Genomic DNA, 26,883 nt, shown 5'->3' with positions numbered 1-26,883 from the left:
GTCAGGTCAGGACGCGGGTCAGGTCGCGGCGACCGCTGATGCCGAGCTTCGTGTAGATCCGGCCCAGGTGGTTCTCCACCGTTTTGGGCGTCACGAACAGCTCCTGCGCGATCTCCCGGTTGGCCCGGCCGCGCGCCGCCAGCTCCGCGACCCGCCGCTCGCTCGCGGTCAGCGCCCCCGCGCCCGGCACCACCACCCGGCGCGGCCGGTCGCCCAGCGCCTCCAACCCCTCGACCGCCCGCGCCCGCAGCGCGGTCGACCCGCACGCGTCGGCCAGGTCCAGGCCCCGGTGCAGCGGTTCCCGCGCCTCGGCGCGCCGCCGGCCGACGCGCAGCGCCTCGCCCAGGTCCACCAGCGAACGGGCCAGCGCCAGGCGCGAGGGCGAGCCCTCCAGCACCCGCACCGACTCCGCGAGCAGGTCGGCGCGGCGGTCCGGGTCGGCGTGCGCCAGCAGCCGCAGGGCGGTGCCCACCTCCGTGGCCGCACCCCACCGGCGGGCCAGCACCACCTGCTCCCCGGCCAGCTCCAGGGCCTCGGCGGTGTCGCCGAGCAGCAGCGCCGCCCGCACCGCCGGGTCGCGCCACGGGATCGTCGGCGGGTCCACCTCGGCGGCGGCCATCGCGTCGCGCTGCCGGTGCGCCTCGGCGCGGGCCGACCCCGGGTCGCCCTGGGCGAGGGCCACCAGCGCGCGCGGCTCGTGCAGCCAGATCGTCGGCATGATCTGCGGCGCCTCGGTGTGCTCCGCGTCGAACCGGGCCAGCAGCGCGCCCGCGCCCGCCGCGTCGCCGCGCTCGAACGCGCCGTAGGTCAGGAAGTGCGTGGCCGTGGCGCGCAGCGCGACCACGTGCGGCACCGGGTCCTCGTCCCGCACGGCCGCCAGCGCGCCCTCCGACTCGGCCGTCATCCGGTCGACGTCGCCCGTGCGCCAGTGCAGGAACGAGGCGGCGTTGGCGACCATCGCGAACTCCACGGGCGAGCCGTGCGCCCGCACCCGCCGCCGGGCCCGGTCGACCTCCGGCGCGGCCTCGGCCACGCCGTCCGCGGCCATCAGCGCGATCAGCGCCACCAGCCACGCCACCATCGCCTCCGTGCTGCCGGTGGCGTCGTCGAAGTACGCGCCGCGCGACAGCGCCCGCAGCGACGTGGCCGCCACCTCCTCGGCGGGCCACACCTCGTACCGCCCGGTCTGGGCGAGCAGGCCGAGCAGGGTCCGCTCGTCCGGGGTGCGCCCGGCGAGCCGGGCGTAGCCGCCCAGGTGCTCGGACGCGGTCCGCCGGTGCCGGGGCGAGAACGACCGCAGCACCGCCAGCCGCGCCTCCAGGTGCAGCCTGCCCGCGTCCGGGCCCCGGGCCGCGACGGCGTCGGACAGCTCGGCGATCGCCGCCTCCGGCCCGTCCACGACGGCGGTCGCGGACGCGGCGGCGGCCAGCAGCTCGGCGTCCGGCAGCTCGGCGGCGGCCGTGCGCAGCTCCCGGCGCGCCCGCTCGGCGTCACCGGTGCGCAGCAGCGCCCGACCCAGCTCCGCGCGCAGCCCCGGGTCGTCCGGGTGCTCCTCCACGGCCCGCCGCAGGTGCGAGGCCGCCGTGTCCGGGTCGCCCGCCGCCAGCAGCGCCGCCGCCGCCGTCCGCAGCACCTCCGCGGCCTGCGGGAGGGTGCCGCGCGGCGCGTGCGCCAGGTGCGCGGCGACCCGGTCCGCGGGCGCCTTCGCCTCCCACAGCCGCCGCGCCGCCGCCGCGTGCAGCCCCGCCCGCGCCACGGTGCCCAGTTCCGCCAGCACGGCCTCGCGCACCACCGGGTGCACGAACACCAGCTCGTCGCCGGTCAGCACGTTCGCCGCGACCAGCGCCTCCACCGCCCCCGGCAGGGCGTCACCGGGCAGGTCGGCGACCGCGCCCGCGAGCCACGGGTCGCCGCCCGTGCCCAGCACCGCCGCCGCCCCGGCCAACCGCACCGCCTCGGCGGGCAGCCGGCCGAACGCCGCGCGGAACACCGTGCTCGGCCCCAGGCCCGCCACCCGCTCCGCGGTGCCCGGCCCGTCCACCGGCAGCGCCAGCGCGTCCAGCTCGTCCACCAGCACCCCGACCAGGAACGGGTTGCCCGCCGACGCCTCGTGCAGGGCCGCCACCACCCCGGGCGACGGCCGCGCCCCCCGTGCCGCGACCAGCTCGCCGAGCGCGCCCGGCGACAGCGGCCGGGGCAGCAGCCGCTCGGCCTGCTTCGCCACGCTGAGCTGCGCCAGCGGACCCGTGCTGCCGTCGGGCGGCCGGGTGGCCACGACCAGCGCGATCGGCAGGTCCGCGACCCGCCGGGACAGGTAGGCCAGGAACCGCAGCGACGGCGGGTCCGCCCAGTGCGCGTCGTCCACCGTGATCAGCAGCGGCCGGGACGCGGACAGGTCGATCGCCACCCACCACAGCGCGTGCAGCGTGCGGGCCAGCTCCGCCTCGCTCGGGTCGGCCGCCGCCGCGTCGAGCGCGGCCAGCGCGTCGCCCGACGGCCCGGCCAGGATCTTCTCCAGCACCTCGCCCCGGTAGCGGGACACCGAGCGCTCCACCATCTGCCGCACCACGCCCCACGGCATCGCGCTCTCCAGCGCGTCGCCGACCGCCTGGAGCCGGCCGAACCCCCGCTGCTTGGCCAGGTCCCGGGTGTCCTGCACGAGCCGGGTCTTGCCGATGCCCGCCCGCCCCTCGACCACGACGACCCGGCCGTCGCCCCGCGCCGCCGAGTCCAGCGCCGCGGTGATCCGCCCCAGTTCCCGGTCCCGCTCCAGGGTGTTCATCCGACCAGGCGCCCCAGGCGGTCGGGGTCGCGCAGCGGGCGGCCGTGGCCGAACAGGACGAGCTTCGGGCGCAGCTCCGCGAGCCGGCGCATCGACTCGCGGTTGCGCTCGTCGTCGTGGGTGAGGAACTTCGGCGGCCCCGACAGCCGCAGCACGTTGAAGAACACGTCACCGCAGATCAGCACGCCGTCGTGGTCGCGCCACAGGGAGATGTGGCCGGGGGAGTGGCCGGGCGAGTCCAGCACGGTGAACCCGGCGACCTCGTCGCCCTCCCGCAGCCCCCGGGCGACCGGGTGCGCGTCGGGCATCTTCATCCTCGCGAGCAGCGAGGGCAGGAAACCGGGGGCGGGCACCGGGCTGGCCGTCTCGATCGCCTCCGCGTCCCGCCGGCCCGCCCACAGCGGCACGTCGTACCGCTCGCACACCGCGTGGCTCGACCCGAAGTGGTCGGGGTGGGCGTGCGTCACGACGTGCGCGGCGAGGGCGCGGCCGTCGAGCTGGCGGGTGATGCGCTTGGCGGCGGCGGGGGTGCCCGCGTCCACGAGCACGTCCTCCACCAGGTAGGCGTTCATCATGTGGGGCGGTCGTCCGAGCAGCTGGTGGACTCCGGGAGCCAGTGGGCGCACCTGCGGGATCGTAGCGTCTTCGCAGCTCAGCGTGACTGCTTCACCCGGTCGCCGCTCTCCTTCACCCGGTCAACGACCCCCGTCGACGAGCAGGTGCAGCGACCGCACGCCCACCATGTTCGGCGACGGCATGAACCCGGGCCGCCGGTCCGGGTCCGCGCGCAGGTGCGGGAACCGGTCCAGCAGGACGTTGAGCGCGACCCGCCCCTCCAGGCGGGCCAGCGGCGCGCCGAGGCAGAAGTGCACGCCCCGGCCGAAGCCCAGGTGCGGGTTCGGGTCGCGCCGGACGTCGAAGGCGTGCGGGTCGGCGAACCGGCGCTCGTCCCGGTTGGCGGCGGCCGGCCACAGCACGACCACCTGGTCCGCCGGGATCTCCACGCCGCCCAGGGTCGTGGCCACCGTCGTCGCCCGCGCCACCGAGGCGAACGGGGTGAGGTAGCGCAGCGACTCCTCCACGGCGGCCGGCACGAGGGCGCGGTCCTCCCGCACGGCGCGCAGCTGGTCGGGGTGCGCGTCCAGGCACAGCACCGTGTTGCCGAGCAGCATGGTGGTCGTGATGTGGCCCGCGACCAGCAGCACGCTCGCGAAGTTGACCACCTCGGTGTCGGACAGCCGCTCACCGTCCACTTCGGCCCGCACCAGCGCGGTCAGCAGGTCCTCGCGCGGCCGGGTGCGCCGCTCCGCCGCGTGCCCGCGCAGGTAGTCCAGCATCGGCGCGAGCCGCTCGACGGTGCCCCGCAGCTCCTCGCCCTGCTTCTCGGCGTCGGTGAGGGAGAACTGGTCGTCGCCCTCGAACAGCTGGTCGACCCAGCCCCTGAACAGGTCGCGGTCGCCGCTCGGCACGCCCAGCAGCTCGGCGATCACGATGACCGGCAGCGGGTAGGCCAGGTCCTCGACCAGGTCGAAGTCGCCGTCCACGCGGTCGAGCAGCTCGTGCGTCAGCCGGGCGATGCGCGGTTCGAGGTCGGCGACGACCTTCGGCGTGAACGCGCCGCTCACCAGCCGCCGCAGCTTGTCGTGCACCGGCGGGTCCAGCTGGACCAGGTTGCCCTCGGTGAGCGCGGGGTCCGGCTCGCCCGGGAACAGCCGCAGCACCTCGGACGAGAACCGGCCGTGGTCGGCCAGCGCCTCGACGACCTCCGGGTGGCCGTACGCGTCCCAGAGGCCCAGCTCCTCGTCGAACCCGACGACCCGCTCCGGTCGTTCCCCGCGCAGCCAGAACTGCCGCGGGTGCGTGTCCCACATGTCTTCTCCCCCATGGTCTTCGGTTGTCGCGCGGTGGTGCGCGCTCGTGCGCTCGTGCGCTCGTGCGGTGGTGCGCTCGTGGCGGTGCCCGGTCAGGCGCGCCGGACGAGGATGTCGCCGAGGGTGGTCCGGCCGCGCACCTCGACCCGCTCGTCCGTCCCACCGGGACCGTCCGAGGTGGTCAGCTCGTTGCGCACGCGGCCGGCGGTGGAGCGCACGTCCAACCAGGCGGCCGTGCCCTCGCGGACGCCGACCTCCAGCTCGCCGGCCGTGGTCTCCAGCGTCACCGAGCCGCGCGCGACGTCGTGGACGCGGATGTGGCCGTTGGCGCTCCTGGCGACCACGTCGCCGTGCGCGCGGTCGATGACGACCTCGCCGTTGGCCGCGTTGACCCGCACCTCGCCGGTGACCTCGCCCAGGCGGGTGGCGCCGTTGGAGTTCTTGACCGTGCCCGACCCGTCGATCGCGCCGATGCGCACCTCGCCGGAACCGGTCCGCACCTCCACCCGGCCGGTCGCCCGCGCCACCGCGACGTCGCCGCTGGAGGTCTCCAGGTCCAGCGCGCCGGTGTCCTGCAACCGGATGTGGCCGGCGGAGGTCTTGACGCGGCACTCGCCGAGCCGGCCCTCGCCGGTGAAGCTCGCGAGCTGGCCGCGCGCCGTGACGGCGGAGCCCGCGGGCAGTTCGACGACCAGGTCGATCGAGCCGGGCTTGCTGAAGACGAGGGTGCTCCTGCGGGTGCGGACGGTCAGCCGGCCGTCCCGGAACTCGACGGTCGTGGTGTCGGCGGCCTTGACGTCCTTGTCGTCGCCCGGGTCGCTGGGCCGGACCTCGACGGTGGTCCGCGTGCTGTCGCCCGCGGTGATCCAGGTGCTGCCGTAGACGATGTCGAGGTCGACCTCGACGGGTCCGGGCGTGTCGAAAACGGGCATGGCTGTCCCCTCTGAGTGAGTCGTGCGACTGTTTACGCAGGTGGGGCTAGCGAACCCACCCCGTGTAGCTCTGGCCGGCCCCCCTGGACCGCCCACCCCCGCTGTTCCCCCTGCCGCCCCCGCCGTGCCCCCCGCTCCCGCCGAGCCCGGCCGCGGCGGCCCGGACGAGCCACGCGTTGACCGACACCCCCTCCCGCGCGGCGGCCTCCTCGACCCGCGCCTTGAGGTGCTCGGGCAGGCGCAGGTTGATCCGCGTCACGGGCCCCTCGTCGGCCACCACCGGCGGCACCACGGTGGCATCACCCCGGTCCTCGGTGGCACCATCCGGCACGGAGACGACGAAGTGCGGGTCACGCCCCCGCAACCGCACGTCGACGCTGCCGGGCGCCAGGTCCCGGGTGATCTCGTCGGCGGCGGCGGACAGCGCTTCGAGCAGCGTCAACCGGGCGGCCGACTCCAGCGGGAGCACCAACCGCTCGGCCAGCGCCCGTGCCTCCGCGCCACCGGTCTCGGCGGCGACGGCGAGTTCCCGGCGGAGGTTGTCGACGTAGGGCGTCAGGTCCATGGCACCACTATGGCACCACAGTGCTGCCAAAGCAACCGGCCGTGGTGTCACGCCCCTGTCCGCAGGCGTCCGACCGGTGCTGTCGAGGCGTTTTCACCCTTTCGGGTAATTACCCTCTAATGCGCCCCGGTGGGGCGGTGTGCGCCCCGATGGGGCGTCCCGGTTCCACGGCTTGGAATAGTCCAGGTAGGCGGGAAATTTCCCGTCGATCTCCGCGGTCGACTCCCCGGCGGGCTTGACAGGTGGCCTGAGCTGTACGTATGCCCGGCAACGTGAGCTGTCCGCAGTAATGCGGTAAATCGGGACAGGTTTAACGCTAATGGCCTAGCGGGGCCGTGGGCGCAGCTCTCCGATGTGGAGAACGGAACTAGGCAAATCGTTCTCCGGCCTGCTACACCTTCCCCGTGCACGACGACGAAGACCCTGTCGACCCGGACGCAGGACGGCTCCCGCCGGGGCAGCGCGTGCCGGTCACCGGCCTGCCGGGGGTGCCGGCCGCGCTGCTCCGGGAAGGCGCCTACCTGCCGTCCCCCCTGCCGTCCGGCCTCGTGCTCCCGCCCTCGACGTACCGGCTGTGCGCCGAGGCCGAGCACGCCCTGGGCCGGCTCGACGAAGCCGCCGAGCGGTTCGGGAGGCGTGCCGCCCTGGTCCGCGCCACGCAGGTGCGCGACGCCCGCAGCTCCGCCGGGCTCTCCGGGCTGGCCATCCCGCTGCGCGAGGCGTTCGTGGTCGAACTGCTCGCCGCGCAGGGCGAGCGGCCACCCGGTGGCACCGGCTCGACCTGGGCGCTGGAGCCGTACCTGAGGGCCTACGACCACGGGTTGGCGCGCGTCCGGGACGGCACGCCGGTGGACGCGGACCTGGTGGGGGAGATGAGCGCGATCATGACGGGCGGCGACGCGCACGACGTGCTGCGCACAGCGCCGGGGTGGCTCGGCCTCGACCGCAGGCGCGCCTACCTGCTCACCGCCACCGGCGCGCACCTGGTCGCCCTGCTGGAGCAGTGGTCCACCTGGGTGGGCGAGGAGTGCCGGCAGCCCCGGGTCGCCAAGGCCGCGTTGGCGCACTACCAGCTCGAAGTGCTGCAACCGTTCCCCACGGCCAACGGCCACGTCGCACGCGCGTTCTCGACGTTGGAGCTGGTGCGCAGCGGCCTGGTGCGCGACCAGGTCGTGCCGCTGTCGGTGTGGCTCAACGGGGCGCTCGGCGAGTACCAGCGCCAGATCCGCGCGGTCGTGCGCACCGGGCTCGTGCACCGGTGGGTCGAGTTCTACGCGACCGCCGTGCGCGACCAGGCGCTGCACCAGCTGGACCTGATCGCGCGCCTGCGCCTGCTGGCCGACGACCACGCCCGGCTGCTGCCGCGCGCCGGCACGCTGCCGCTCGTGGCCGCCGACCTCGTCGGCTACCCCGTGGTGAACCACCGCGCGGTGTGCGACCGGTTCGGCGTCACGCCCCGCGCCGCGTCGGGGTTCACCCGCCGCCTGGTCGAGCTGGGTGTCCTGGTGCCCTGGAAGACCCGCAACCACGGCAACGCGTTCGTGTGCTGGAAGGTCCTGCGCCTGCTGGCCCGCAACCCGCGCGACCACGGCCGGCCCCCGTCCCCGTCCCCCCGACCGGAGAGCACTCCACGAGGATCATGAGCACCTCCCCCGACCTGCCCCCCGACGAGTGCCGTCGTCCCGGCTGCCGCCGCGCCGACTGCGACCTCCGCCGCCACCGCCGCGCCGCCGCCTCAGGGCTCCCGCCGTGGCTCCGCCTCTTCGCCGGCGCCCTCATCCAGGTGGTGCTGACCGCCCTCTTCCGCGAGTGAGGGGGGCTGGGCGACGAGGTCGCGCACCCGCCTCGCCGCCCCGTCGTCCAGCTTCATCGCCAGCGCCAGCGCCCGGTTGTGCGCGCGGTGCGCCGCGACCTCCTCCCCGGACCGCTGCCACGCCCAACCGAGCAGGGCCAGGCACTCGGCGTGCCGGACGGGGTCGGGCGCGTCCTCGAACGCGCGGTCCGCGCGGGCCAGGTGGTCGGTCGCCACGCCGGGCCGCCCGGCCTCCAGCATCAGGGTGCCCAGGGCGAGGAGGGTGCGCGCGACGCCGTCCGCGCGACCGTGGCGCTGGTAGGTCTCCAGCGCCTCGTCGAGGCAGTCCGCGACCTCGTGCAGGAGCCCCTGCTCCCGGTAGGTGACCGCCAGGTCGGCCAGCGCGTCGGCCACGGCGTCCGGGTCGTCGTCGCGCTCGCGGTGCACGGCCAGTTCGAACACGCCCTGAGCGGTGGCGAGCCGGTGGTCGCCGCGCGCGCGGAACCACGCGGCCCCCCGGCGGAACGCCGAGGTGAGCACGGGGGAGGTGGGCAGCGCGGCGGACAGGTCGGCGCCGAGGCGGTGCACCTCCTCGGCCCACGTCCCGCTCGCGTCGAGCGGGACGACCGGCCAGAGCGCGTCGAGCAGGTCCGCCGCCGACTCCGCGTCCGGGTCCCGCAGCGCCGCGAGCACGTCATCCCCCCGTGCGTCGAACCAGGCGCGCGCGGCGGGGGAGGGGGGCGGTTCGCCGTCGAGCGCGCGCCGCAGGTCCCGGACCAACCCGGCCGCCCCGTGCCCTGACTCGTCGTCCACCTGTTGCCATCCCTCCGCCGTCGGACAGACCTGTCGTCGCGCGTTGGCCACTGGTCACATCGAGTTGCCCCGTCCCGGTGCTTCTGATGATCAAGGTTGTCACGCTTTCGGATGAACAACCACCGCCGCGCGTGCCGTCTTGTCGTGACAGCGGGTATTTATCTACCCCTTTGTCAGTACCCACGGTGAGCACCTTTGGTGGTGACGACCTCGAAGAGGTCGTCGAACTGCATCGGCGCCAGGACCGCGAGCGCGCCCGCGATGAAGCCGGACCCCGGTCGCAGGGCGCCGCTCACCACCCTGCTGATCGTCGAGCGGTTGACGCCCATCGCCTCGGCGAGCGCGTAGTCGGACCGGTAGCCCGCCAACCTCACGGCCTTCGTGAAGGTGTCGGTGCGGAGTGTGATGATGTGCGGCATGGGCGCCCCGTGTGGTTCCGACGCAACGTATGTTGTGTTGGGACAACAGTAGTTCAGTTCGGTGTCGCAACGCCGTTTTCCGTTGGGGTGCAACGACTTCGCACATCCAGCCCCGGCCCGGGCGTGGCTGGCGTTGCCGTGGCGCACGTACGATCCACCGGTGACCACACGTTGGTGGGATTACGTGGAGACCAACCTCCGCAACCGCGGCCTGACGACGGGCGACCTGGCGCGGCGGACCGGTGTGGACCGCAGCCGCATCAGCGAGTGGAAGAGGGGCAAGGGCGTCAGCATCGAGACGGCCCGCTCGGTGGCCCGCCTGTTCGAGGCGAGCCCCCTCGAAGCCTGGGTGGCCGCCGAACTCATCACCGCCGAAGAAGCCCGCCTCCACCGCACCCGCCCGAACCCGGCGGACCTCACGGACCAGGAGCTGATCGCCGAACTGGCCCGCCGCCTGGCCCGGGGTTGACCCCGTTGTCCCCACGCGCGCCGCACCCCGGCTGTTGCCGCCGGACAACGCCCCCCACCGGGGCGCGGGCGTGCGGCTGGGACTGGCGGAAAAGATCAGGCCCCGAGCGCGTAGACGCAGCTCAGGGCCTGATTCACCCGGCGAAAGGTGAGTGCCCCCGGCAGGATTCGAACCTGCGACACACGGTTTAGGAAACCGATGCTCTATCCCCTGAGCTACGAGGGCGCGTGCGGCAGCCTACCCGGTGGCCGGCGGGCCGGGGACGGGTGGGTTGTCACTCGGGTGGGGGTAGGGCGGTGCACCGGGGGTGAGGGGGCGGGCCCGGGTGCTGCGGCTGTCCGGGGGAAGTGGCGCACCCCATCTTCTCCGGATCGGTTCCGTGAGGTACAGAAGGGGCTATCTCCCCTCTGACGAAAGCCACCCCATGACCAGTCGACCCTGGCCTGACTTCCGTCCCGGCCCCCTGGACTCCGCCCGTTCCTGGTGGCGGCGGCTGCGTGCCAAGCCGGACGCCGAGGCTTACACGTTCGTGCCCTCCTCGACGTCGCACCAGCACCCGTTCGAGACGCCGCTGCCCAGCGCCGTCTACGGGCTGGACTTCCACGCGAAGATGACGATCCACTGGCGGGTCGACCTGACGACCGGCGCCCGCCACAACGCCCCGCGCAGCGCGGCGATCAACGACGTCGTCAACCGCGCCAAGGCGCTGACCGAGCGGGCGATGCTGGTGCACCACGCCCCGCTCCAGCACCAGCTCGGGGACGAGCTGGCCGCCGAGCGGCAGGTCGAGGGCACGCACGTGTGGGCGCGCGCCGAGGGCGTCGTGCTCACCGTCGCGGAGACCGACCTCCAGATGGCCCGCAAGCACATCGAGCTGCTCCAGACCACCACGATGCGCCAGGCCGAACGGGACGCCGAGCGCGCCGAGATCAAGTACCTGCGCGACGAGGTGCTGACGGACCTGTCGAGCGCCACGATCTGGTGGCTCGTCCGGAACGGCTACCAGGTGGAGCAGGCCGTGCAGCTGAGCCGCCACCTGGCGGAGCTGGTGGAGATCGCCGCCAACCGCCGCGACCAGCACTGGGCGGACACGCTCGTCACGAGCTTCGAGAGCGCCCTCCCGCGCCTGGACGACGGGCACCGCGCGGACGTCCGCCTGCACCTGGCGAAGGCGCTCGGCATCTACGGCGGCACGTCGGTGGCCGCCGAGTTCGCCGAGCAGGTGGGCCTGCCACCGGACACCCCGGCGAGCCTGCCCGCGCACGACGCCCCCGTGCGGCTCCCGCAGCAGCCCCACGGCCCCCACGGCCCCCACGGCCTGCCCGCGCCCAACGGGCACAACGGGCACCGGCCGCTGCCGTGATCCGCCGAGCCGCGATTACCTAACCTGGACGGGTGACCCACAACCTGACCGAGGTGCGTGGCGCGGCGGTCGCCGGCGCGCTGCGCGTCCTCGCCCGGATGACGCCGTTCGTCGAACCCGAGCTGATCGGTCTGCGCGACGTGGTGCGCCCCGGTGACGTCTGCCTCGACATCGGCGCCGCCCTCGGCCTCTACACCGTGACGCTGTCCCGCCTGGTCGGTCCACACGGGACCGTCCACAGCGTGGAGCCGCTGCTGTTCGCGCACCCCGCGCTGTCGTACCTGCTGCGCCCGCGCGAGGGTCGGAACGTCGTGCGGCACCCCGTCGCGCTGGGCACGAGCGAGGGGCGGCACGTGATGAGCGTGCCGGTCCGCCACGGCACGCCGGTCACCGGCCGCTCGTTCCTCACCGCGGGCGCGGACGGGCTGGGTTCGAACGCGGAGTTCGCCGAGCACGTCGAGGTCCTCGTCCGCACGGACACGCTCGACCGGTTCTGCCGGGTCCACGGCATCGACCGGCTGGACTTCGTGAAGGCCGACGTGGAGGGTGCGGAGCTGCGGGTCCTGGAGGGCGGCGCGGGGACGATCGACCGGCTGCGGCCGAAGCTGCTGCTGGAGGTCGAGGAGCGGCACGTGCGGCGCTTCGGCTACCGGGCGCGCGACGTGCAGGACTGGCTCGCCCGCCGGGGTTACTCGATGCACACCTGGCAGCACGGGGCGTGGCGCCGGGCCGACCGCGTCGACGACCGGGTGCGCAACTACCTGTTCACGCCCGACCGCCCGGTCACGCCCTGAGCCCGACCACAGCGGCACGAGCGGCAAGGGCGGGCAAGGCGGCGAAAGCGGCACGAGCGCAAAAGGCGGAAGACCCCGGTCCCTGGGGGTGGACCGGGGTCTTCCTGTGGACCGGTCTACGACTAGGAGACGTAGACCTCAAGCTCGTGAACCGAGTATCCGTAACCCGTGGCCCGTTGGATACCCGTCATTCGTACGAATCGTGCCCCAGAAGGTGTGAACGGCACAAGGTCCTGGCCACCATCACTAGTAGAAGTCGTATGAACGGTGCGCCATCGGGCACCGTCGGACGACAGCTCTATGCGATACCCCTTGGCATACGCGGCTTCCCAGGACAGCAGGACGCGCCCCACGGTGCGCTCGGACCCCAGGTCCACCTGCAACCACTGGTCGTCGGACCAGTCGCTGGCCCAGCGCGTGTCCGCCCGGCCGTCCACGGCGTGCGCGGGCGGCGACTCGTGCCACCCGCGCTCGTGGCTGCTCGCGGTCGCCACCGACCCGGCGGCGAGGTTCGCCACGGCCGTCCCGCGGCGGGAGGGGAACTGCACGACCTGCTGGTACGTGGGCCGGTTCTGCCAGTTCACCTTCTCCTGCGTGATGCCGCCCATGGCGCGGTGCTGGACGGTGTCCGCGCACCACTGGTCGCCGGCCGCGCACGAGGCGTCACCGGGGTACACGGCGGTGGCGGGCAGGGCCGCGGCGGCGCGCAGGCTGTCCAGCAGCACCTGGCGGCACGCCGACACCGCCCCGCCTCCGCAGTAGCGCTGGTCGAGCGCGCCGTCCACCCGGTCGCCGAGGACCGCGCGCAGGTCCTTGTCCACGTAGCTCCACCAGCCGGTCTGGAACGACGAGCCCTTGTGCGGCGCGGTGCCGCGGGCGTCCGACGGCGCTTCGTCGACCTGCGCGGCCCGGGTCAGCCGCTCGTACAGCGCGTCGCCGAGGCCGGGCTTGAACTGGGCCTCCACCAGTCGCGGCCACCACGCGTCGAGCACGCGGATCGCGTCGGCGTGGGCGTAGGCCCTGCTGCCGCGCGCGGTCTCCTTGCGCAGCGACCCCGACTGGAGCCATGTCCGCAGCGACGCCACGGTGGGCGCGAGGGCCGGGTCGGTGACGGCGGCGGTGTCGATGACCCGCAGCAGGTCGGGCAGCACCTGCTCGGCCCGCAGGTCCGCCACGCCCGCCTCGGCCGTCACCTTCGTCAGCCCGGCGCGGGTGACGGGTCCGCGCGCGATCAGCGCCCGCACGCGGTCGTCGAGCAGGTCGCCGCGGTGCACGGACCCCATGGCGTAGCCGGACGCCGAGTAGTCCGGCGCCTGCTTGTTGTTCCAGCTGATGTAGTAGTCCTGGTTGACCGAGTTCGGGTGCTGCGCGAACGGCGTGTACGACGCGGTGTTGTCGTCCGGGTTCCAGCCCTCCCACTCGTGGGCGGGGTCGGCGCGGACCGGCAGGTGCGGGTCCACGACGGCCTTGCGCACCGGGTTCGAGCCCGAGTTGAAGTACGCGGTGTCGCGCGAGTCCGCGTAGAACCAGTTGAACGCGTACCCGACGTGCTCGGCGGCGCGCTGGAAGTCGGCCGCCGACCTGATCGCGTCGGGGTCGTTGAACGCCTGGAACCCGATGATCGAGTCGACCTCGTGCAGGTACGTCGAGCGCAGCGAGGTGTAGGCGACGAACGCGCCGCCCACCTTCGCCCGGCTCTGCACCAGCCCGTACTTGGTCCGGTACGCCCGCAGCGTGTACGACCCGGCGGGCGTGGGGTCGGCCACGGTGGGCTTCCACGCGTTCCGCCGCTCCAGCCGCTCCATCGGCAGGCACTGGCCGCGGAAGCGGTAGTGGACCGAGGTCGCGGTGGGCGCGGCACCGTCCGGTTCGCACAGCTCCACGGCGTAGGTGTCGGTGATGTCCTGCGAGGCGGACGTGGCGCTCCACGAGTAGTCGACGCCCCGGCCCAGCTGGACGTACATCGACACGCCCGCGAACGACACGCCGCGCGCCCGCAGGCCCGGCCCGTTGAGCTCCTGGAGCATCAGCAGCTGCGGCGCGAAGTACCCGGTCTGCGGCCCCCACACGGCGATCGGGTTGCCGCTGTCGGTGTGCGCGCCGGACACGACGAGGGCGTTGGACATGCCCTGCTTGCGGGTCAGCAGGTCGCGCGGCAGCACGCCGTCGGCGAACAACCCCGCCAGGGCTTCGTGCTCCTCCGGGACTTCCACAGTGGACTGTCCGGACGAGACCTGGTCGTGCACCACGGGTTCCGGTGTCACGACGCCGCCGTCGGGCAGCGCCACGCCCTGCGGCGACTCGGGGGTCGTGCCGTACGGGAAGCGCTGCCCGTCGTGCAGGGTGAGCACGGCCTCGGGGTCGTTCTGCTCGCGGAACGACCGCCACACGCGGTCGCCGACCTCGGGGCCGTAGCGGTTCTGCGCGGCGAGCTTCACCAGCGCGTTCTGCACCTCGCCGCCGCCGCCCGCGCCGAACAGCCCGCCGACCACGGCGGCGATGGCGACCAGGTCGGTCGGCTGGAACGGCTGGATGTCGTTCCGGTTGGTGATGGCGTCGGCGTGCCCGGTCAGCACGTACTCGCCGGGGAAGGTGCGCGCGTTCACCGACGCCGTGATGTAGGCGTTGATGCCCGCGACGTAGTCCTCCACGTCCCGCAGCGCCTGCGCGCCGCGCGCGCCCTTGGCGGCGACCGAGTCGATCTGGGCCCGGAGGTCGGCCTCGGTGTAGGGGATCTGGGTGTAGAAGCTCTGCTCCAGCGCCCGGTTGCCCTCCGCGCCGCCCGCGAAGCCGGACAGCTGCCCGCGCCCGAGGTGGCGGAACAGGTCCATCAGCCACAGCCGGTCCTGCGCGGCGGCGTACCCGGCGCCGAACTCCGTGCCGGACCGGGTGGTGCCGGTGATGTGGGGGACGCCGGTCGCCTTGTCGCGCACGATGGTGACGTCCGCGCGCGGACGGATCGTGCTCTCGACCTGCCCGGCCGGGACGCCGAACGAGGCGTCGTTGAAGAAGGCGCCCAGCTGCTCGTTGGTCAGCCCGCCGTACCCGGACGCCAGGGCGTCGTACCTGCCGAGCTGGTCGGCGGAGTGCGCCGGGCGGGTGCCGAGGACCTGGTGGGCGAGGATGTCGGTGAGCGTGGCGTTGCCGTTCTGGCCCGGCGGCAGCACGTCGTGGCACTGGCCGAGGCAGTGGTCGTCCGGGGCGAACGCGCTGGTCCCCGCCTCGGCCGGGGGAGCGGCGGCGGGGTGGGCTGCGGTCGGGGGAGCGGCGGCCGGGGGAGCGGCGGTGGCGGTGGCGGGGACGGTCACGGCGGCCGCGGCCAGCAGGACGACCACGGCGAGCGATCGGGCGGCTCTCCGCATGACGCGAAGCTCCTTCCGGACGGGAATCGTGTGACGCACGTTACTGTTGGGTACCTATTCGCGAAAGTACTTCGCGTTTGATTCGGCCGTCCGGGTGTGAGGTGTTGACGATTCATCATCACATTGGGAAAACAGTTCACATGACGTCGCGCCGAACGCTGATCAGCGGCCTCGCCGGTCTCGCCGGGGCCGGGGTGCTGGGCGCGCTGCCCGGGGCGACGGCCGCCGCCTCGCCGGGTCCCCCCTCCGCCGCCCCCTCCGCCGCCGCCTCGCCCGTGCTGCCCGTCCGCGGCTGCGCCGACTGGGGCGCCCGCCCGCCGTCCGCGCCGACGACCACCGTCCGCGTGCGCCCGGTGCGCATCCTCGTCCACCACACGGCGTCGGCGAACTCCACCGACTTCTCCGAGGCGCACGCCTACGAGCACGCCCGCTGGATCCAGGACCTGCACATGGACACCAACGGCTGGATCGACTCCGGCCAGCACTTCACCAACAGCCGCGGCGGGTTCCTGATGGAGGGCAGGCACGGCAGCCTGGCGGCGCTGCGCGCGGGCGACCGCGTCGTCGAAGGCGCGCACTGCCCCGGCCAGAACACCGCGGCCATCGGCATCGAGAACGAGGGCACCTACCTCACCGCCGAACCCACGGTGTTGCAGTGGGACACGCTGGTGTCCTTCTGCGTCTACACCTGCGCCCAGTACGGGATCGCTCCCGGTGAGATCAAGGGGCACCGCGACTACCGCGACACCCTGTGCCCCGGCGACCGGCTCTACGCCCTCCTACCGCGACTGCGCGCGGAAGTCGCGGCCGTGCTGGGGTGATCCCACCGGCTGACCTCGGCTTCCCCTGGCAATTGTGAACAGGCGGCTACGCGCTGTTCCCGTGGTGAGATAACGATGAATTAACGTCAGCTTGCGTGTTCGTGCGCGAGGCTGGGCGAGTACGAACACGAAACGCCAACGCGGGGAGGCGTCGTGATCAAGGTGATGCTGGCCGACGACGAAGACCTCGTCCGGTCCGGTCTTCGCATGATCCTCGGCAGCGCCGGCGACATCGAGGTCGTGGCCGAGTGCGACGACGGGCACCTGGTGGCCGACCTGGCCCGCCAGCACCGCCCGCACGTCGTGCTGCTGGACATCCGGATGCGGTCGTCCGACGGGTTGATGGCGCTGCGCAGGCTGCGCGCCGTGCCCGACCCGCCGAAGATCGCCATGCTCACCACGTTCGACGTGGACGAGTACGTGTCCGAGGCGCTCCGGCTGGGCGCGTCGGGCTTCCTGCTCAAGGACACCGAACCGGAGCAGCTGGTCAGGGCGGTGCGCGACCTCGCGGTCGGCGGCGCCGTGCTCGACCCGGGCGTGGCGGCGCGGGTGCTGGCCGCGGTGGCCGACGGCGAACGGGCCGCCGAGCCCGCGCGCAGGCTGCTCGCCTCGCTGTCCGAGCGCGAGCGCGAGGTGCTCGTCCTCATCGGACAGGGCATGTCGAACGCCGAGATCGGCGGCACGCTGCACCTGTCCGAGGCGACCGTCAAGGGCTACGTGTCGTCCGTGCTGGGCAAGATCGGCGCGGTCAACCGCGTGCAGGCGGCGCTGGTCGCCTTCCGCGGCGGCCTGATCGCCTGAGCACCGCCCGGGGACCGGCCCGCTAGACCCTGGGACGTGCGTCCTGCTGGGACCCCTGGGACTCCTGCGGCTGGGACCCCTGGGACCCGGCGCGGGGTTCCACCTCGACCCGGTTGCGGCCCTGGCGCTTCGCCCGGTAGAGCGCCATGTCCGCCGCCGCGAACAGCTGGTCCAGCTTGGCCGGTCCGGCCGCCACGCCGATGCTCACGGTGGGGCGCCGGGCCGAGCCGAGCACCACGGTCCAGTCGTGGCCGTCCACCGCGGCGCGGACGCGCTCGGCCACCGCCGGCCCCGCGTCGCGCGCGCCGCCGCCCGCGTCGCCCAGCAGCACCACGAACTCGTCGCCCGCCCAGCGGGCCACCAGGTCCGCCGCCCGGCACTCGCGGCGCAGCAGCTGGGCGATCTCGCGCAGCGTCGCGTCGCCCGCCGCGTGGCCCGCGTCGTCGTTCACGCCCTTGAACCGGTCCACGTCGACGAGCACCAGCCACGGCACGCGGCCCTGCCCGGCGGTGCCCTCCAGCAGGCCGGCCGCCGCGCGCTCCAGCCCGAGGCGGTTCGCCAGGCCCGTCAGCGGGTCGCGGGCCGCGGCCTCCTGCGCCGCCACGGCCAGCCGCTGCGCCTGCACGGCCACCCGGCGCTGCTCCAGCGCCTGGCCCAGGCCCTCCTGCAACGTCTCCGTCGCCGTCTTGCCCGCCGCGACCGAGCAGCGCAGCGCCGCCGCCTCGCCCACGTGGTCACCCATCCGGGCGCAGATGTCGGCGAGGTCCAGCGAGAAGCGCAGCAGCAGCGACGGGTCGTTGATGACCTCCGACGCGGCGACGGCCCGGCTGGCCAGCGTGCGGGCCTCCACCAGGTCGTCCTGCTCGCGCCGCACGACGGCCAGCACCCAGTTGGACACCGCCGCCGCCCACTTGTCGTCCGCCTCGCGGGACTGGCGCAGCGTCTCCCGGGCGTGCTCCTCGGCCTGCTCCAGCTCGCCCACGCCGGCCAGCGAGCGGCTGTACGCGCCGAGCAGGGCGCGCCTCATCTGCTCGTCCTTGGCCAGCTCCAGGCCCTCCTTGAGGCACCGGCGGGCCTCCTCGAAGATCGAGGGCGCCAGCTCGGGCGGCGAGGAGATCGCGCGGAAGTTCAGCGTGCCGCCGAGGCCCTGGAGGCAGTGGCCGAGCACCTCGGGCACGTCCGCCCGCCGGGCCACCTCCACCGACATCCGCAGCATGTCCACCGCGGCGCGGCGGTTGCCGATGCCCTCCAGCAGGTAGGCCAGCGCGTGCATGGCCTGGGCGGCGGCCGGGTGGTCGCTCTGCTCGCCGTCCAGGTCGGTCCAGCCCTCGGCGGCCAGTTCCAGCGCCAGCGGGATGCGGCCCAGCCGCCAGGCCAGCTTGGCGCGGTTGACCAGCACGAACGAGCGCAGCCAGCGGTCGGCGCCCGGCGGCGTCCGGCTCACGAGCTGGTCGAACAGGGTGTTGGCCTCCGGCAGGCGGCCAGCGTTCAGCAACGCCTTGACCTCGTGGTCGTGCTCCGGCACCTGCCCCGCTACCAGCGGCTCTCGCTGCTCCACTCGCGCTGACACTCCATTCCGACTCGGTGAGGCGGGTACGCGGTCCCCCTCACCGCCGGCACGGCCCCCACAGGCTACCGGCCGGAACGCCGTGTGTACCGCTCCTCGTGGAGGACTTCCTCCAAGGGCAACCGGTTGCGCCAACCGTGCCGCTCCAGGTCGGGCGTGTCGGGCAGCGACGCGACCGGCCCGACGCACAGCCACGCCACCGGCCGCACCGGCTGGGGCACGTCGAGCAGCCTGCGCAGCACGTCCTCGCGGTAGAAGCTCACCCAGCCGACGCCCAGGCCCTCGGCGGTCGCCGCGAGCCACAGGTTCTGGATGGCCAGGCACACCGAGTACAGGCCCGCGTCGGCGATGGCGTGCCTGCCCAGGACGGCGGGCGAGCCGCGCTCGGGGTCGTAGGTGACGACCACGCCGAGCGTGGACTCCAGGATGCCCTCCACCTTGATGCGCGAGAAGACCTCCGCGCGCTCGCCGTCCAGCTCGGCGGCGAACACGCTGCGCTCGGCCTGCACGTGGTCGCGGAAGGCCCGGCGGGTGTGCTCGTCGCGCACCAGGACGAAGTCCCACGGCTGGGTCAGGCCCACGCTGGGTGCGGCGTGCGCCGCGGTGAGCACCCGGCGCAGCACGTCGGGCGGGATCGGGGCGCCGGTGAACTCACCCCTGGTGTCCCTCCGGCGGTGCAGGACGTCGTAGAAGCTCATTCGGACGATCGTGCCTCACGCGATGAGGTGAACCCGCCGCCGGAGGGGTGGCGTCCGTCTCACCAGGCGCGTCACCCGCCCACCCTTCCGTCCACAGTGGTCCCGCGAGTCCTACCTCCACGACCCGCGAGTCATGCGCCGGCGACCCGCGAGTCATGCGCTCATGACGCACACCGTGGGGCGCGAACGCAGGACACGAGGGCCGCGAGCGTTGGACTCGCGGGTCGTGAACGCATGACTCGCGGGGCGTGAGCGTAGGACTCGCGGGTCAGGGGAGTTGGGTCTCGCCGTCGGGGGAGGGGCGCCACTGCTCGAACGGGCGGTCGATGCGCCAGGTCGTGCCCTCGCGGATCAGGACCCGGTCCTCGCACGTGTTCGGGTTCGACAGCGACTCGAACAGCTCGATGCTCCACCCGAACAGGCGACGGCACAGCAGGCGGATGGTCAGGCCGTGCGACACGACCAGCGCCGTCGCCGGGTGGTCCGGGTGTTCCATCCGGGTCTCCAGGTCGGTCAGGAACGCGGCCAGGCGGTCGTCCACGTCCGCGCCCGACTCGCCGTTGGGCAGCCGGAAGAAGAAGTGCCCGAACGCGTGCCGCTGGTGCTTGAGCACCTCCTGCTGCACGGGGTCCTGGAGGTTGCCCCAGTCCTGCTCGCGCAGCCGGGGTTCGGCGACCACGCGCTCGGCCTGCGCGCCCAGCGCCAGGTTGCGCAGCGTCGACCGGGTCCGCACGTACGGGCTCACGTACACGGCGACCGGCTCGCCGCCGAGCAGCCGCTTGACCCTCGGTCCGGCGTCCCGGGCCTCCCGCTCGCCGACGGGGGTCAGCGGCAGGGCGTGGTCCGGGATGCGGCAGTAGGCCGACTCGTCGACGTTGCCGAGGCTCTGTCCGTGGCGCAGCAGGATGATCCGCACCCGTCCATCGTGCCGGTGTTACATTGCGACGCGAAACCGGCCGGAAGGTGTCACATGATCAAGTACATCGCGCTGTACCGGAAGCCCGCCGATCCCGACGCCTTCGACCAGGCGTACTTCGAGTCCCACCTGCCGGTCGTCGCCCGCACGCCCGGCCTGCTGCGCACCGAGGTCGCCCGGGTGACCGACGTCTACCACCCCGGTTTCCTCGGCGAGACCGAACCGCACATCGTCGCCGAGATGTACTTCGAGTCCGCCGACACCATGAAGGCCGCGTTCCGCTCGCCCGAGTGGCAGTCCGCCGGGGCCAACCTGACCGAGATCGGCGGCGTCGAGCTGGTCGCCATGTTCGCGGCCGAGGTCACCGAGGTCGCGGCCCGGTGATCGCCGTCGTGATCGGCGGCGGCACGATGGGTGCCGGCATCGCCCACCTGCTCCTCGCCGGCGGCCACGACGTGGTCGTCCTGGACGCCCCCGACCGCGTCGACGCCGCCCGCGCGGCGGTCGCGGGGTCCCTCGCCAAGGCCGCCGAGCGCGGCAAGCTCATCGCCGGCCCGGACGAGCTGCTGGCCCGCCTCACCGTCGTCGACCGCCTCGACCCCGTCCCGGCGGAGCTGGTCGTCGAGGCCGTCCCCGAGGACGTCGGGCTCAAGCGCCGCGTCCTGGCCGCCGCCGCCGACGCGTGCCCGGACGCCGTGCTGGCCTCCAACACCTCCTCGCTGTCGATCACCGCGCTCGCCGCCGGCCTGCCCGGCGACCGCGTCCTCGGCATGCACTTCTTCAACCCCGTGCCGGTCCAGCAGCTGGTCGAGCTGGTCCTGCACGACGGTGTCGCGCCCGAGGTGGTGACCAGGGCCCGCGGCTGGGCCGAGGAGCTGGGCAAGACCGTGATCGAGGTGCGGGACGCCCCGGGCTTCGCCACCTCCCGGCTCGGCGTCGCGGTGGGCATGGAGGCGATCCGGATGCTGGAGGAGGGCGTGGCGAGCGCCGAGGACATCGACACGGGGATGCGCCTGGGCTACGGCTGGCCGATGGGCCCGCTGCGGCTGACCGACCTCGTCGGCCTGGACGTGCGGCTCGCCATCGCCGAGCACCTGGACGCCGAGCTGGGACCGCGCTTCGCGCCGCCGGACCTGCTGCGCGCGAAGGTCGCCGCCGGCGAGCTGGGCCGCAAGACCGGCCGGGGCTTCTTCACCTGGTAGGCGGGGCGTCCCACCTGGTAGGCAGGACGTCGTGCTGATCAGGGAGCTGACCGAGCGGGACCTCGACGCCACGACCCGGTTGCGCCGGATCGCCTTCGGGCAGGCCGACCGGCCCGCGCTGCGCCCCGGCCGGCGCGGGCTGGGCGCGGACCTGGACGGCCGCCTCGCCGCCATGCTCACCATCACCGACTTCCACCAGTTCTGGGGCGGCCGGACGGTGCCGATGGGCGGGGTGGGCGCGGTGGTGGTGGACCCGCACGCGCGCGGCCGGGGCGTGGCGAGCGCCCTGCTCGACGCGGCCCTGCGCGACCTGCGCGAGCACGGGCAGCCGCTGGCCGCGCTGTACCCGACCGTGCCCGCGCTGTACCGGTCGCGCGGCTGGGAGCGGGCCGGCGTGCACGAGTGGCTGGAGCTGCCCTTCGACCGGCTCCCCGCCGGTCCCCGATTGGCGCTGCGCGCGGCCGGCGAGGGCGACCCGGCCGCCCTGCACGCCTGCTACACCGAGCTGGCGTCCACGGTGAACGGCCTGGTCGACCGCGCCGCGCCCGCCGTCGACCCGGGCGCGGTGCTCGACCTGGACGTCGCCTCGGTGCTCCCGGGCCACGACGGCGAGGTCCGCGGCTACCTCACCGCCGAGCGCTCCCGGCACGAGCTGCGGGTGTTCGACCTGGTCGGCAGGGACGCCGCCGCCCAGGCGGCCCTGCTGGGCGCGCTGCGCAGCTGGGCCGGCCTCCTCGACCGGGTGAAGCTGCGCGTCGTGGACCCCGCCGTGACCGGCCTGCTCACCGACCAGGGCGTCGAGTTCACCACCACCGCGTCGCACTGGATGCTGCGCGTGGTGGACCTGCCCGCCGCCGTCGCCGCCCGCGGCTGGCCCGCCGCCGAGGGGGTCACCGCGTCCGTCGACCTGGAGGTCGTCGACCGGCACGCGCCGTGGCACGCGGGCCGGCGCCGCCTGGTGGTGGAGGACGGCGCGGTGCGCGTCGAACCCGGCGGCACGGGCGCGGTCACCGTGCACGCCCGCGCGCTCGGCCCGTGGTTCGCCGGGATGCAGGACGGCCACGCCCTGCGCCGCGCGGGCCTCCTCGACGGCGACGCCCGGCTGCTCGACCGGCTGGTCGGCGCACCCGGCGTCCCGCGCCTGGCGGATTTCTTCTAGCCTGGGCGGCCGTGCTGCTCGCCGCGCTGGAACTGCTCGGGATCGCCGCGTTCGCCGCCTCCGGGGCGCTCGCCGCGGTCCGCGCGCGGCTGGACGTGTTCGGCGTGACCGTCCTCGCCCTCACCACCGCGCTGGGCGGCGGCATCGTCCGCGACGTGCTGCTCGGCGTGCACCCGGTCACGGCGCTGGTGACGTGGCCCTGGTTGGCCGTCGCCGGCGTCACCGGACTGGTGGTCTTCCGGTTTCACCCGACCGTGGCGAAGCTGCGGAGGGCCGTGCTGCTGCTCGACGCGCTCGGCCTCGGCCTGTTCGTCACCGCGGGCACCACGACGGCCCTCGACCTCGGCGCCCCGCCGTACGCGGCGTGCCTGGTGGGCCTGACCACCGGCATCGGCGGCGGCGCGCTGCGCGACGTGCTGCTGAGGGAGATCCCGCTGGTCCTGCGCCGGGAGATCTACGCGGTGGCGGCCCTGGCCGGCGCCGTGGTGGTGGCCGCGGGCGACGCGCTGGGCCTGCCCGCGGCGCCCGTCGCGCTGGTCGGCTCGGCGATCGTGGTGGGGGTGCGGCTGCTCGCGCTGTGGCGGCACTGGAACGCGCCGGTGGCCCGGACGCCGGACGGCTCCCCGGAACTTGACGGCTAGCTCACACGCGCTTCTCAGGCGGCTCTCAGGACCGCGGGCGAAACTGAGCCCATGCGCATCCTCGTTGTCGACGACGACAGGGCCGTGCGTGAGTCGCTACGCCGCTCACTGCAGTTCAACGGCTACCAGGTGGACCTGGCCGGCGACGGCCGGCAGGCCCTCGAATCCGTCGTCTCCCAGCGCCCCGACGCCATGGTGCTGGACGTGATGATGCCCAGGCTGGACGGGCTGGAGGTCTGCCGCAGGCTGCGCAGCACCGGCGACGACCTGCCGATCCTCGTGCTGACCGCGCGCGACGCGGTGTCCGACCGGGTGTCCGGGCTGGACGCGGGCGCGGACGACTACCTGCCCAAGCCCTTCGCGCTGGAGGAGCTGCTGGCCCGGCTGCGCGCGCTGCTGCGGCGGGCCACCACCGACACCGGCGAGGAGCCCGCGGGCGCCGTGCTGCGGTTCGCCGACCTGGAGCTGGACCCGGGCACGCGGGACGTGCGGCGCGGCGAGCGGCCGATCAGCCTGACCCGCACCGAGTTCGCCCTGCTGGAGCTGTTCCTGGCGCACCCCAAGCAGGTGCTGACCCGGGGCCGCATCCTGGAGGACGTCTGGGGCTACGACTTCCCGACCTCGGGCAACGCCCTGGAGGTCTACGTCGGCTACCTGCGCCGCAAGACCGAGGCCGAGGGCGAGCCCCGGCTGCTGCACACCGTGCGCGGCGTCGGCTACGTGCTGCGGGAGACGCCCCCGTGATCGGTGACCGGGGCAGCTCGATGCTCGACGCGGCGAACGGGCGCCTCCAGCGGGTCTCGCTGCGCGCCCGCGTCACCCTCCTCGCGGCGTTCTGCGTCGCGGGCGTCGTGGCCGTGGTGTCCCTCGGCGCGTACATGACGGTGAGCAGCAACCTGCACACCCAGCTGGAGGAGAACCTCCGCCAGCGCGCGCAGGCCGCGGTGACCGCGCCCAAGGTCAACAACGACGTCACCGAGATCCCCGGCGCGTTCCTCGCGGCGGGCGACATCCGGATCGGCGTGCTGGACGTGGACGGCCGCATCTCGTACCCGAAGGGCACGGTCGCGCCGCCGATCCAGCCCGCCGACCTCGACGTGGCGCGCGGGCTGAGGACCGAGAACTTCTGGACCGACACGCGCACCGGCTTCCAGGTGCTCACGCTGCCCTACGGCGACGGCCAGGCGATGCTGATCGCCCAGTCCACGAAGGGCCTGAACACCACCCTGGGCAAGCTGTCGGTGGTGCTGTTCGTCATCTCCGGCCTGGGCGTGCTGGTCGCGGCGGCGGCGGGCACGGCGGTCGCGCGCACCGGGCTGCGGCCCGTGCAGCGGCTCACCGAGGCCACCGAGCGGGTCGCCAACACCGGTGACCTGCGGCCGATCCCGGTGTCCGGCGACGACGAGCTGGCGCTGCTGTCCCAGCGGTTCAACTCGATGCTCGGCGCGCTCGCCGAGTCGCGGGAGCGGCAGCGCAGGCTGGTCGCCGACGCGGGCCACGAGCTGCGCACGCCGCTGACGTCCATGCGCACCAACCTGGAGCTGCTGCTGGCCTCCGAGCGGCCCGGCTCGCCCACGCTGTCCGACGAGGACAAGGCCGAGATCAACGCCGACGTGCGGGCGCAGCTCGACGAGCTGACCACGCTCATCGGCGACCTGGTCGAGCTGGCCCGCGAGGACGCGCCGCAGTTCGTGCACGAACCGGTGGACCTCGTGGAGGTCGTGGAACGGGCGCTGGACCGGGCGAGGCGGCGGGCCACCGAGGCCGTGGACTTCCGCGTGCGGCTCCAGCCGTGGTCGCTGCTGGGCGACTCGTCGGCGCTGGAGCGCGCGGTGCTGAACCTGCTGGACAACGCGGTGAAGTTCAGCCCGGCCGGCGGCGTCGTGCGGCTGGACCTCGCGCAGCTGGGCGACGGCAGCGCGGTGATCGAGGTCGCCGACTCCGGTCCCGGCATCGCCGACGACGACCTGCCGCTCGTCTTCGACCGCTTCTACCGCTCGCAGGAGGCGCGCACGCTGCCCGGCTCCGGGCTGGGCCTGGCGATCGTGAAGCAGGTCGCCGAGCGCCACGGCGGCGCGGCCTACGCGGGCCGCGCGCCGGAGGGCGGGGCGCTGTTCACCCTCCGCCTCCCCGGCCGCCCGGCCCCGCTGCCCCAGCCGAACCAGGTCAGCCCTTCGTCGACCCCAGCGTGAGGCCGCCGACGAACTGGCGCTGGAGCACGAAGAACACGACGAGCGTGGGCAGCGCCACGAGCAGCGAGCCGGCCGCGACGAGGTTGTTGTCCACGAAGAACGTGCCCCTCAGGTTCTGCAGCGCCGACGTGATCGGCATCTTCTCGCCGGTCTGGATCAGCACCAGCGCCCACAGGAAGTCGTTGTAGATCCAGGTGAACTCCAGCGTCGCCAGGGCGGCGAGCGCGGGCCGGCACAGCGGCAGGATCACCTGCCAGTACTGGCGGAACACCCCCGCGCCGTCGACCCGGGCGGCCTCGCCCAGCTCGCGCGGGATCGTCCTCATGTAGTTGCTGAGCACGAACACGCAGAACCCGGACTGGAACGCCACGTGGATCAGCACCAGGCCGAACTGCGAGTCGAGCAGCAGCCCGCTGTCGCTGACCCACCCCGGCACCGGCGTGAGCAGGTACAGCCGGTACAGCGGGGTGACGACCACCTGCTGCGGCAGCAGGTTGCCCGCGGTGAACAGCACGAGCAGCGCGACGTTGAAGCGGAAGCCGAACCGGGACACCCCGTAGGCGACCATCGAGCTGAGCAGCAGCACGACCACCACCGCGGGCAGGGTCACCACCAGCGTGTTCAGGTAGTAGTGGGGCAGGTCGGCCCGGGTCCACGCGGTGCCGAAGTTCTCCAGGGTCAGGCTCTCGGCGACCGAGAAGTAGCCGTTGCGCGCGGTGTCGTCGTAGGTGCGCAGCGAGGCGTACAGCGCCCACAGCAGCGGGGCGAGCGTGGCCAGGCAGGTCAGCGCCAGGAACGCGTGCAGGGCGATCCGGGCCGGTCTCGCGGTCACGTCCGGTCCTCCTCGCGGAACACCTGGAACAGGTAGGTGACGATGAAGCCGAGGGAGATCACCAGCAGCACCACGGCCAGCGCCGAGCCCCACCCGATGCGGCTGGACTCGCCGATGACGTTGTCGGTGACCAGCACGGACAGCAGCTCCAGGCCGTTGCGGCCCTTGTTGATCACGTACACGATGTCGAACGCCCGCAGGCCCTCGATGACGGTGACCACGAGCACCACCACGTTGACCGGCTTGAGCACCGGGAACGTGACGCGGGAGAACGCCTGCCAGGCGTTCGCGCCGTCCAGCGCGGCGGCCTCCTTGAGCGCCGGGTCGACCGCCTTCAGCCCGGCCAGGTACAGCAGCATGACGTAGCCGGTGTGCCGCCAGCCGGCGGCGACGAGCACCGCGTAGAGGTTGATGTCCGGGTCGCCGAGCCAGTTGACCGGGTCGGTGGCCGCGGTGCCCAGGACGTTGTTCAGCAGACCTTGTTCGGGCTGGTAGACGAGCTGCCAGATGAAACCGACCAGGGCCAGCGACAGCACCATCGGCAGGTACAGCACGCTCTGGTAGAGCCGCCCGAACCGCAGCTGCCGGTCCAGCAGCACGGCCAGCAGCAGCCCGGCGGTGGTCGGCACGACGAGCAGGAACAGCAGCCACACCAGGTTGTTGCGCACCGCGGGCCAGAACCGCGGGTAGCTGGTGACGATGTCGACGTAGTTCGAGAACCCGACCCACCGGATGTCGCCGAACCCGCCGATGCCGTCCCACGAGGAGAACGACAGGGCGACGGAGCCGAGCGCGGGCACCCACACGAGGGCGACGTGCAGCAGGGACGGGACGCCGAGCATGAGGCCCAGCACGAGCTTCTCGCGCCCGGCGAGGGCGGTGGCGCGGCGGC

25 protein-coding genes and 1 tRNA gene are annotated in these 26,883 nt (G+C 73.9%); 12 read left to right on the top strand and 14 right to left on the bottom strand.

What is annotated here, in order from left to right; all coding sequences use genetic code 11:
- Position 1 precedes the first annotated feature (1 nt).
- The 5 genes from ACR807_RS21095 to ACR807_RS21075 all read right to left on the bottom strand — a co-directional run bounded on the left by ACR807_RS21095 (position 2) and on the right by ACR807_RS21075 (position 6,150).
- A complete protein-coding gene (locus ACR807_RS21095; RefSeq protein ID WP_438923085.1) occupies positions 2 to 2,782 on the bottom strand; it encodes a helix-turn-helix transcriptional regulator in 2,781 nt (926 codons plus the stop codon).
- The gene (locus tag ACR807_RS21090; protein ID WP_438923084.1) at positions 2,779 to 3,408 is read right to left on the bottom strand and encodes an MBL fold metallo-hydrolase; all 630 of its coding nucleotides are present in this window, start codon (positions 3,406 to 3,408) and stop codon (positions 2,779 to 2,781) included. Before ACR807_RS21090 ends, ACR807_RS21095 begins: the two co-directional genes overlap by 4 nt.
- 69 nt (positions 3,409 to 3,477) lie before the next feature.
- Positions 3,478 to 4,653, bottom strand: coding sequence for a cytochrome P450 (locus tag ACR807_RS21085; RefSeq protein WP_438923083.1), 1,176 nt, complete (start codon positions 4,651 to 4,653; stop codon positions 3,478 to 3,480).
- Between the two features lie 92 nt (positions 4,654 to 4,745).
- Positions 4,746 to 5,585: a DUF4097 family beta strand repeat-containing protein gene (locus ACR807_RS21080; protein WP_438923082.1), complete on the bottom strand. Its 840-nt coding sequence runs from the start codon at positions 5,583 to 5,585 to the stop codon at positions 4,746 to 4,748.
- Positions 5,586 to 5,631: 46 nt separating this feature from the next.
- Complete coding sequence (locus tag ACR807_RS21075) at positions 5,632 to 6,150, bottom strand: toxin-antitoxin system HicB family antitoxin (protein ID WP_438923081.1); 519 nt, start codon at positions 6,148 to 6,150, stop codon at positions 5,632 to 5,634.
- A 404-nt stretch (positions 6,151 to 6,554) separates the two neighbouring features.
- Here ACR807_RS21075 and ACR807_RS21070 point away from each other — a divergent pair, with 404 nt between their 5' ends.
- Positions 6,555 to 7,793: a Fic family protein gene (locus tag ACR807_RS21070; protein WP_438923080.1), complete on the top strand. Its 1,239-nt coding sequence runs from the start codon at positions 6,555 to 6,557 to the stop codon at positions 7,791 to 7,793.
- A gap of 92 nt (positions 7,794 to 7,885) precedes the next feature.
- On the opposite strand, the gene ACR807_RS21065 is transcribed toward ACR807_RS21070, so the two are convergent.
- Both ACR807_RS21065 and ACR807_RS21060 read right to left on the bottom strand, forming a co-directional pair.
- Positions 7,886 to 8,755, bottom strand: a complete 870-nt coding sequence (locus tag ACR807_RS21065; protein ID WP_438923079.1) for a tetratricopeptide repeat protein — start codon at positions 8,753 to 8,755, stop codon at positions 7,886 to 7,888.
- A 173-nt stretch (positions 8,756 to 8,928) separates the two neighbouring features.
- Positions 8,929 to 9,174 carry a helix-turn-helix domain-containing protein gene (locus tag ACR807_RS21060; RefSeq protein ID WP_438923078.1) on the bottom strand — a complete coding sequence of 82 codons (246 nt, stop codon included), beginning with the start codon at positions 9,172 to 9,174 and terminating at the stop codon, positions 8,929 to 8,931.
- Positions 9,175 to 9,334: 160 nt separating this feature from the next.
- On the opposite strand from ACR807_RS21060, the gene ACR807_RS21055 reads away from it, so the two are divergent.
- The gene (locus tag ACR807_RS21055) at positions 9,335 to 9,643 is read left to right on the top strand and encodes a helix-turn-helix transcriptional regulator (RefSeq protein ID WP_438923077.1); all 309 of its coding nucleotides are present in this window, start codon (positions 9,335 to 9,337) and stop codon (positions 9,641 to 9,643) included.
- A 152-nt stretch (positions 9,644 to 9,795) separates the two neighbouring features.
- On the opposite strand, the gene ACR807_RS21050 is transcribed toward ACR807_RS21055, so the two are convergent.
- A tRNA-Arg gene (locus ACR807_RS21050) sits at positions 9,796 to 9,868 on the bottom strand.
- Between the two features lie 199 nt (positions 9,869 to 10,067).
- On the opposite strand from ACR807_RS21050, the gene ACR807_RS21045 reads away from it, so the two are divergent.
- Together ACR807_RS21045 and ACR807_RS21040 are read left to right on the top strand one after the other, a co-directional pair.
- Positions 10,068 to 11,006, top strand: a complete 939-nt coding sequence (locus tag ACR807_RS21045) for a hypothetical protein (protein ID WP_438923076.1) — start codon at positions 10,068 to 10,070, stop codon at positions 11,004 to 11,006.
- 32 nt (positions 11,007 to 11,038) lie between these two features.
- Complete coding sequence (locus ACR807_RS21040) at positions 11,039 to 11,800, top strand: FkbM family methyltransferase (RefSeq protein ID WP_438923075.1); 762 nt, start codon at positions 11,039 to 11,041, stop codon at positions 11,798 to 11,800.
- Between the two features lie 122 nt (positions 11,801 to 11,922).
- Here ACR807_RS21040 and ACR807_RS21035 read toward each other — a convergent pair whose 3' ends face one another.
- The gene (locus ACR807_RS21035) at positions 11,923 to 15,162 is read right to left on the bottom strand and encodes a penicillin acylase family protein (RefSeq protein WP_438923074.1); all 3,240 of its coding nucleotides are present in this window, start codon (positions 15,160 to 15,162) and stop codon (positions 11,923 to 11,925) included.
- A gap of 140 nt (positions 15,163 to 15,302) precedes the next feature.
- Between ACR807_RS21035 and ACR807_RS21030 the strand changes: the two genes are divergently transcribed.
- Positions 15,303 to 15,983, top strand: coding sequence for a peptidoglycan recognition protein family protein (locus tag ACR807_RS21030; RefSeq protein WP_438923073.1), 681 nt, complete (start codon positions 15,303 to 15,305; stop codon positions 15,981 to 15,983).
- A 153-nt stretch (positions 15,984 to 16,136) separates the two neighbouring features.
- On the top strand, positions 16,137 to 16,784 hold the full coding sequence (locus ACR807_RS21025) for a response regulator (protein WP_438923072.1): 648 nt from the start codon (positions 16,137 to 16,139) through the stop codon (positions 16,782 to 16,784).
- Between the two features lie 22 nt (positions 16,785 to 16,806).
- On the opposite strand, the gene ACR807_RS21020 is transcribed toward ACR807_RS21025, so the two are convergent.
- The 3 genes from ACR807_RS21020 to ACR807_RS21010 all read right to left on the bottom strand — a co-directional run bounded on the left by ACR807_RS21020 (position 16,807) and on the right by ACR807_RS21010 (position 19,965).
- Positions 16,807 to 18,342 (bottom strand): GGDEF domain-containing protein, encoded by a 1,536-nt coding sequence (locus ACR807_RS21020; protein ID WP_438923071.1) that lies wholly within the window; start codon positions 18,340 to 18,342, stop codon positions 16,807 to 16,809.
- Between the two features lie 74 nt (positions 18,343 to 18,416).
- Positions 18,417 to 19,049 (bottom strand): 5,6-dimethylbenzimidazole synthase, encoded by a 633-nt coding sequence (bluB, locus tag ACR807_RS21015; protein WP_438923070.1) that lies wholly within the window; start codon positions 19,047 to 19,049, stop codon positions 18,417 to 18,419.
- A gap of 268 nt (positions 19,050 to 19,317) precedes the next feature.
- On the bottom strand, positions 19,318 to 19,965 hold the full coding sequence (locus ACR807_RS21010) for a histidine phosphatase family protein (protein ID WP_438923069.1): 648 nt from the start codon (positions 19,963 to 19,965) through the stop codon (positions 19,318 to 19,320).
- A gap of 54 nt (positions 19,966 to 20,019) precedes the next feature.
- Between ACR807_RS21010 and ACR807_RS21005 the strand changes: the two genes are divergently transcribed.
- Genes ACR807_RS21005 through ACR807_RS20980 form a run of 6 tightly spaced genes read left to right on the top strand, consistent with a single transcriptional unit; the run spans position 20,020 to position 25,159 of the window.
- The gene (locus ACR807_RS21005) at positions 20,020 to 20,349 is read left to right on the top strand and encodes an EthD family reductase (protein ID WP_438923068.1); all 330 of its coding nucleotides are present in this window, start codon (positions 20,020 to 20,022) and stop codon (positions 20,347 to 20,349) included.
- On the top strand, positions 20,346 to 21,167 hold the full coding sequence (locus tag ACR807_RS21000; protein WP_438923067.1) for a 3-hydroxyacyl-CoA dehydrogenase family protein: 822 nt from the start codon (positions 20,346 to 20,348) through the stop codon (positions 21,165 to 21,167). The genes ACR807_RS21005 and ACR807_RS21000 overlap by 4 nt, the downstream gene beginning before the upstream one ends.
- A 31-nt stretch (positions 21,168 to 21,198) precedes the next feature.
- Positions 21,199 to 22,326: a GNAT family N-acetyltransferase gene (locus ACR807_RS20995; RefSeq protein WP_438923066.1), complete on the top strand. Its 1,128-nt coding sequence runs from the start codon at positions 21,199 to 21,201 to the stop codon at positions 22,324 to 22,326.
- An 11-nt stretch (positions 22,327 to 22,337) separates the two neighbouring features.
- Entirely contained in the window at positions 22,338 to 22,967 is a 630-nt protein-coding gene (locus tag ACR807_RS20990) for a trimeric intracellular cation channel family protein (RefSeq protein WP_438923065.1), read from the top strand.
- A gap of 51 nt (positions 22,968 to 23,018) precedes the next feature.
- Positions 23,019 to 23,711: a response regulator transcription factor gene (locus ACR807_RS20985; protein ID WP_438923064.1), complete on the top strand. Its 693-nt coding sequence runs from the start codon at positions 23,019 to 23,021 to the stop codon at positions 23,709 to 23,711.
- A gap of 20 nt (positions 23,712 to 23,731) precedes the next feature.
- Positions 23,732 to 25,159: a sensor histidine kinase gene (locus tag ACR807_RS20980; protein WP_438923102.1), complete on the top strand. Its 1,428-nt coding sequence runs from the start codon at positions 23,732 to 23,734 to the stop codon at positions 25,157 to 25,159.
- Here the strand turns inward: ACR807_RS20980 and ACR807_RS20975 are convergent.
- Together ACR807_RS20975 and ACR807_RS20970 are read right to left on the bottom strand one after the other, a co-directional pair.
- Positions 25,134 to 25,991, bottom strand: coding sequence for a carbohydrate ABC transporter permease (locus ACR807_RS20975; RefSeq protein WP_438923063.1), 858 nt, complete (start codon positions 25,989 to 25,991; stop codon positions 25,134 to 25,136). The two genes, ACR807_RS20980 and ACR807_RS20975, sit on opposite strands and share 26 nt — an antisense overlap.
- Positions 25,988 to 26,883 (bottom strand): carbohydrate ABC transporter permease (locus tag ACR807_RS20970; RefSeq protein ID WP_438923062.1); only part of this gene is annotated, 896 nt, incomplete at its 5' end. The genes ACR807_RS20970 and ACR807_RS20975, both read right to left, overlap by 4 nt.

Origin of the sequence: Saccharothrix sabaoui (genome assembly GCF_051756985.1) — a bacterium.
Taxonomy (GTDB): Bacteria; Actinomycetota; Actinomycetes; order Mycobacteriales; family Pseudonocardiaceae; genus Actinosynnema.
This window is presented reverse-complemented; position numbering and strand designations above follow the sequence as displayed.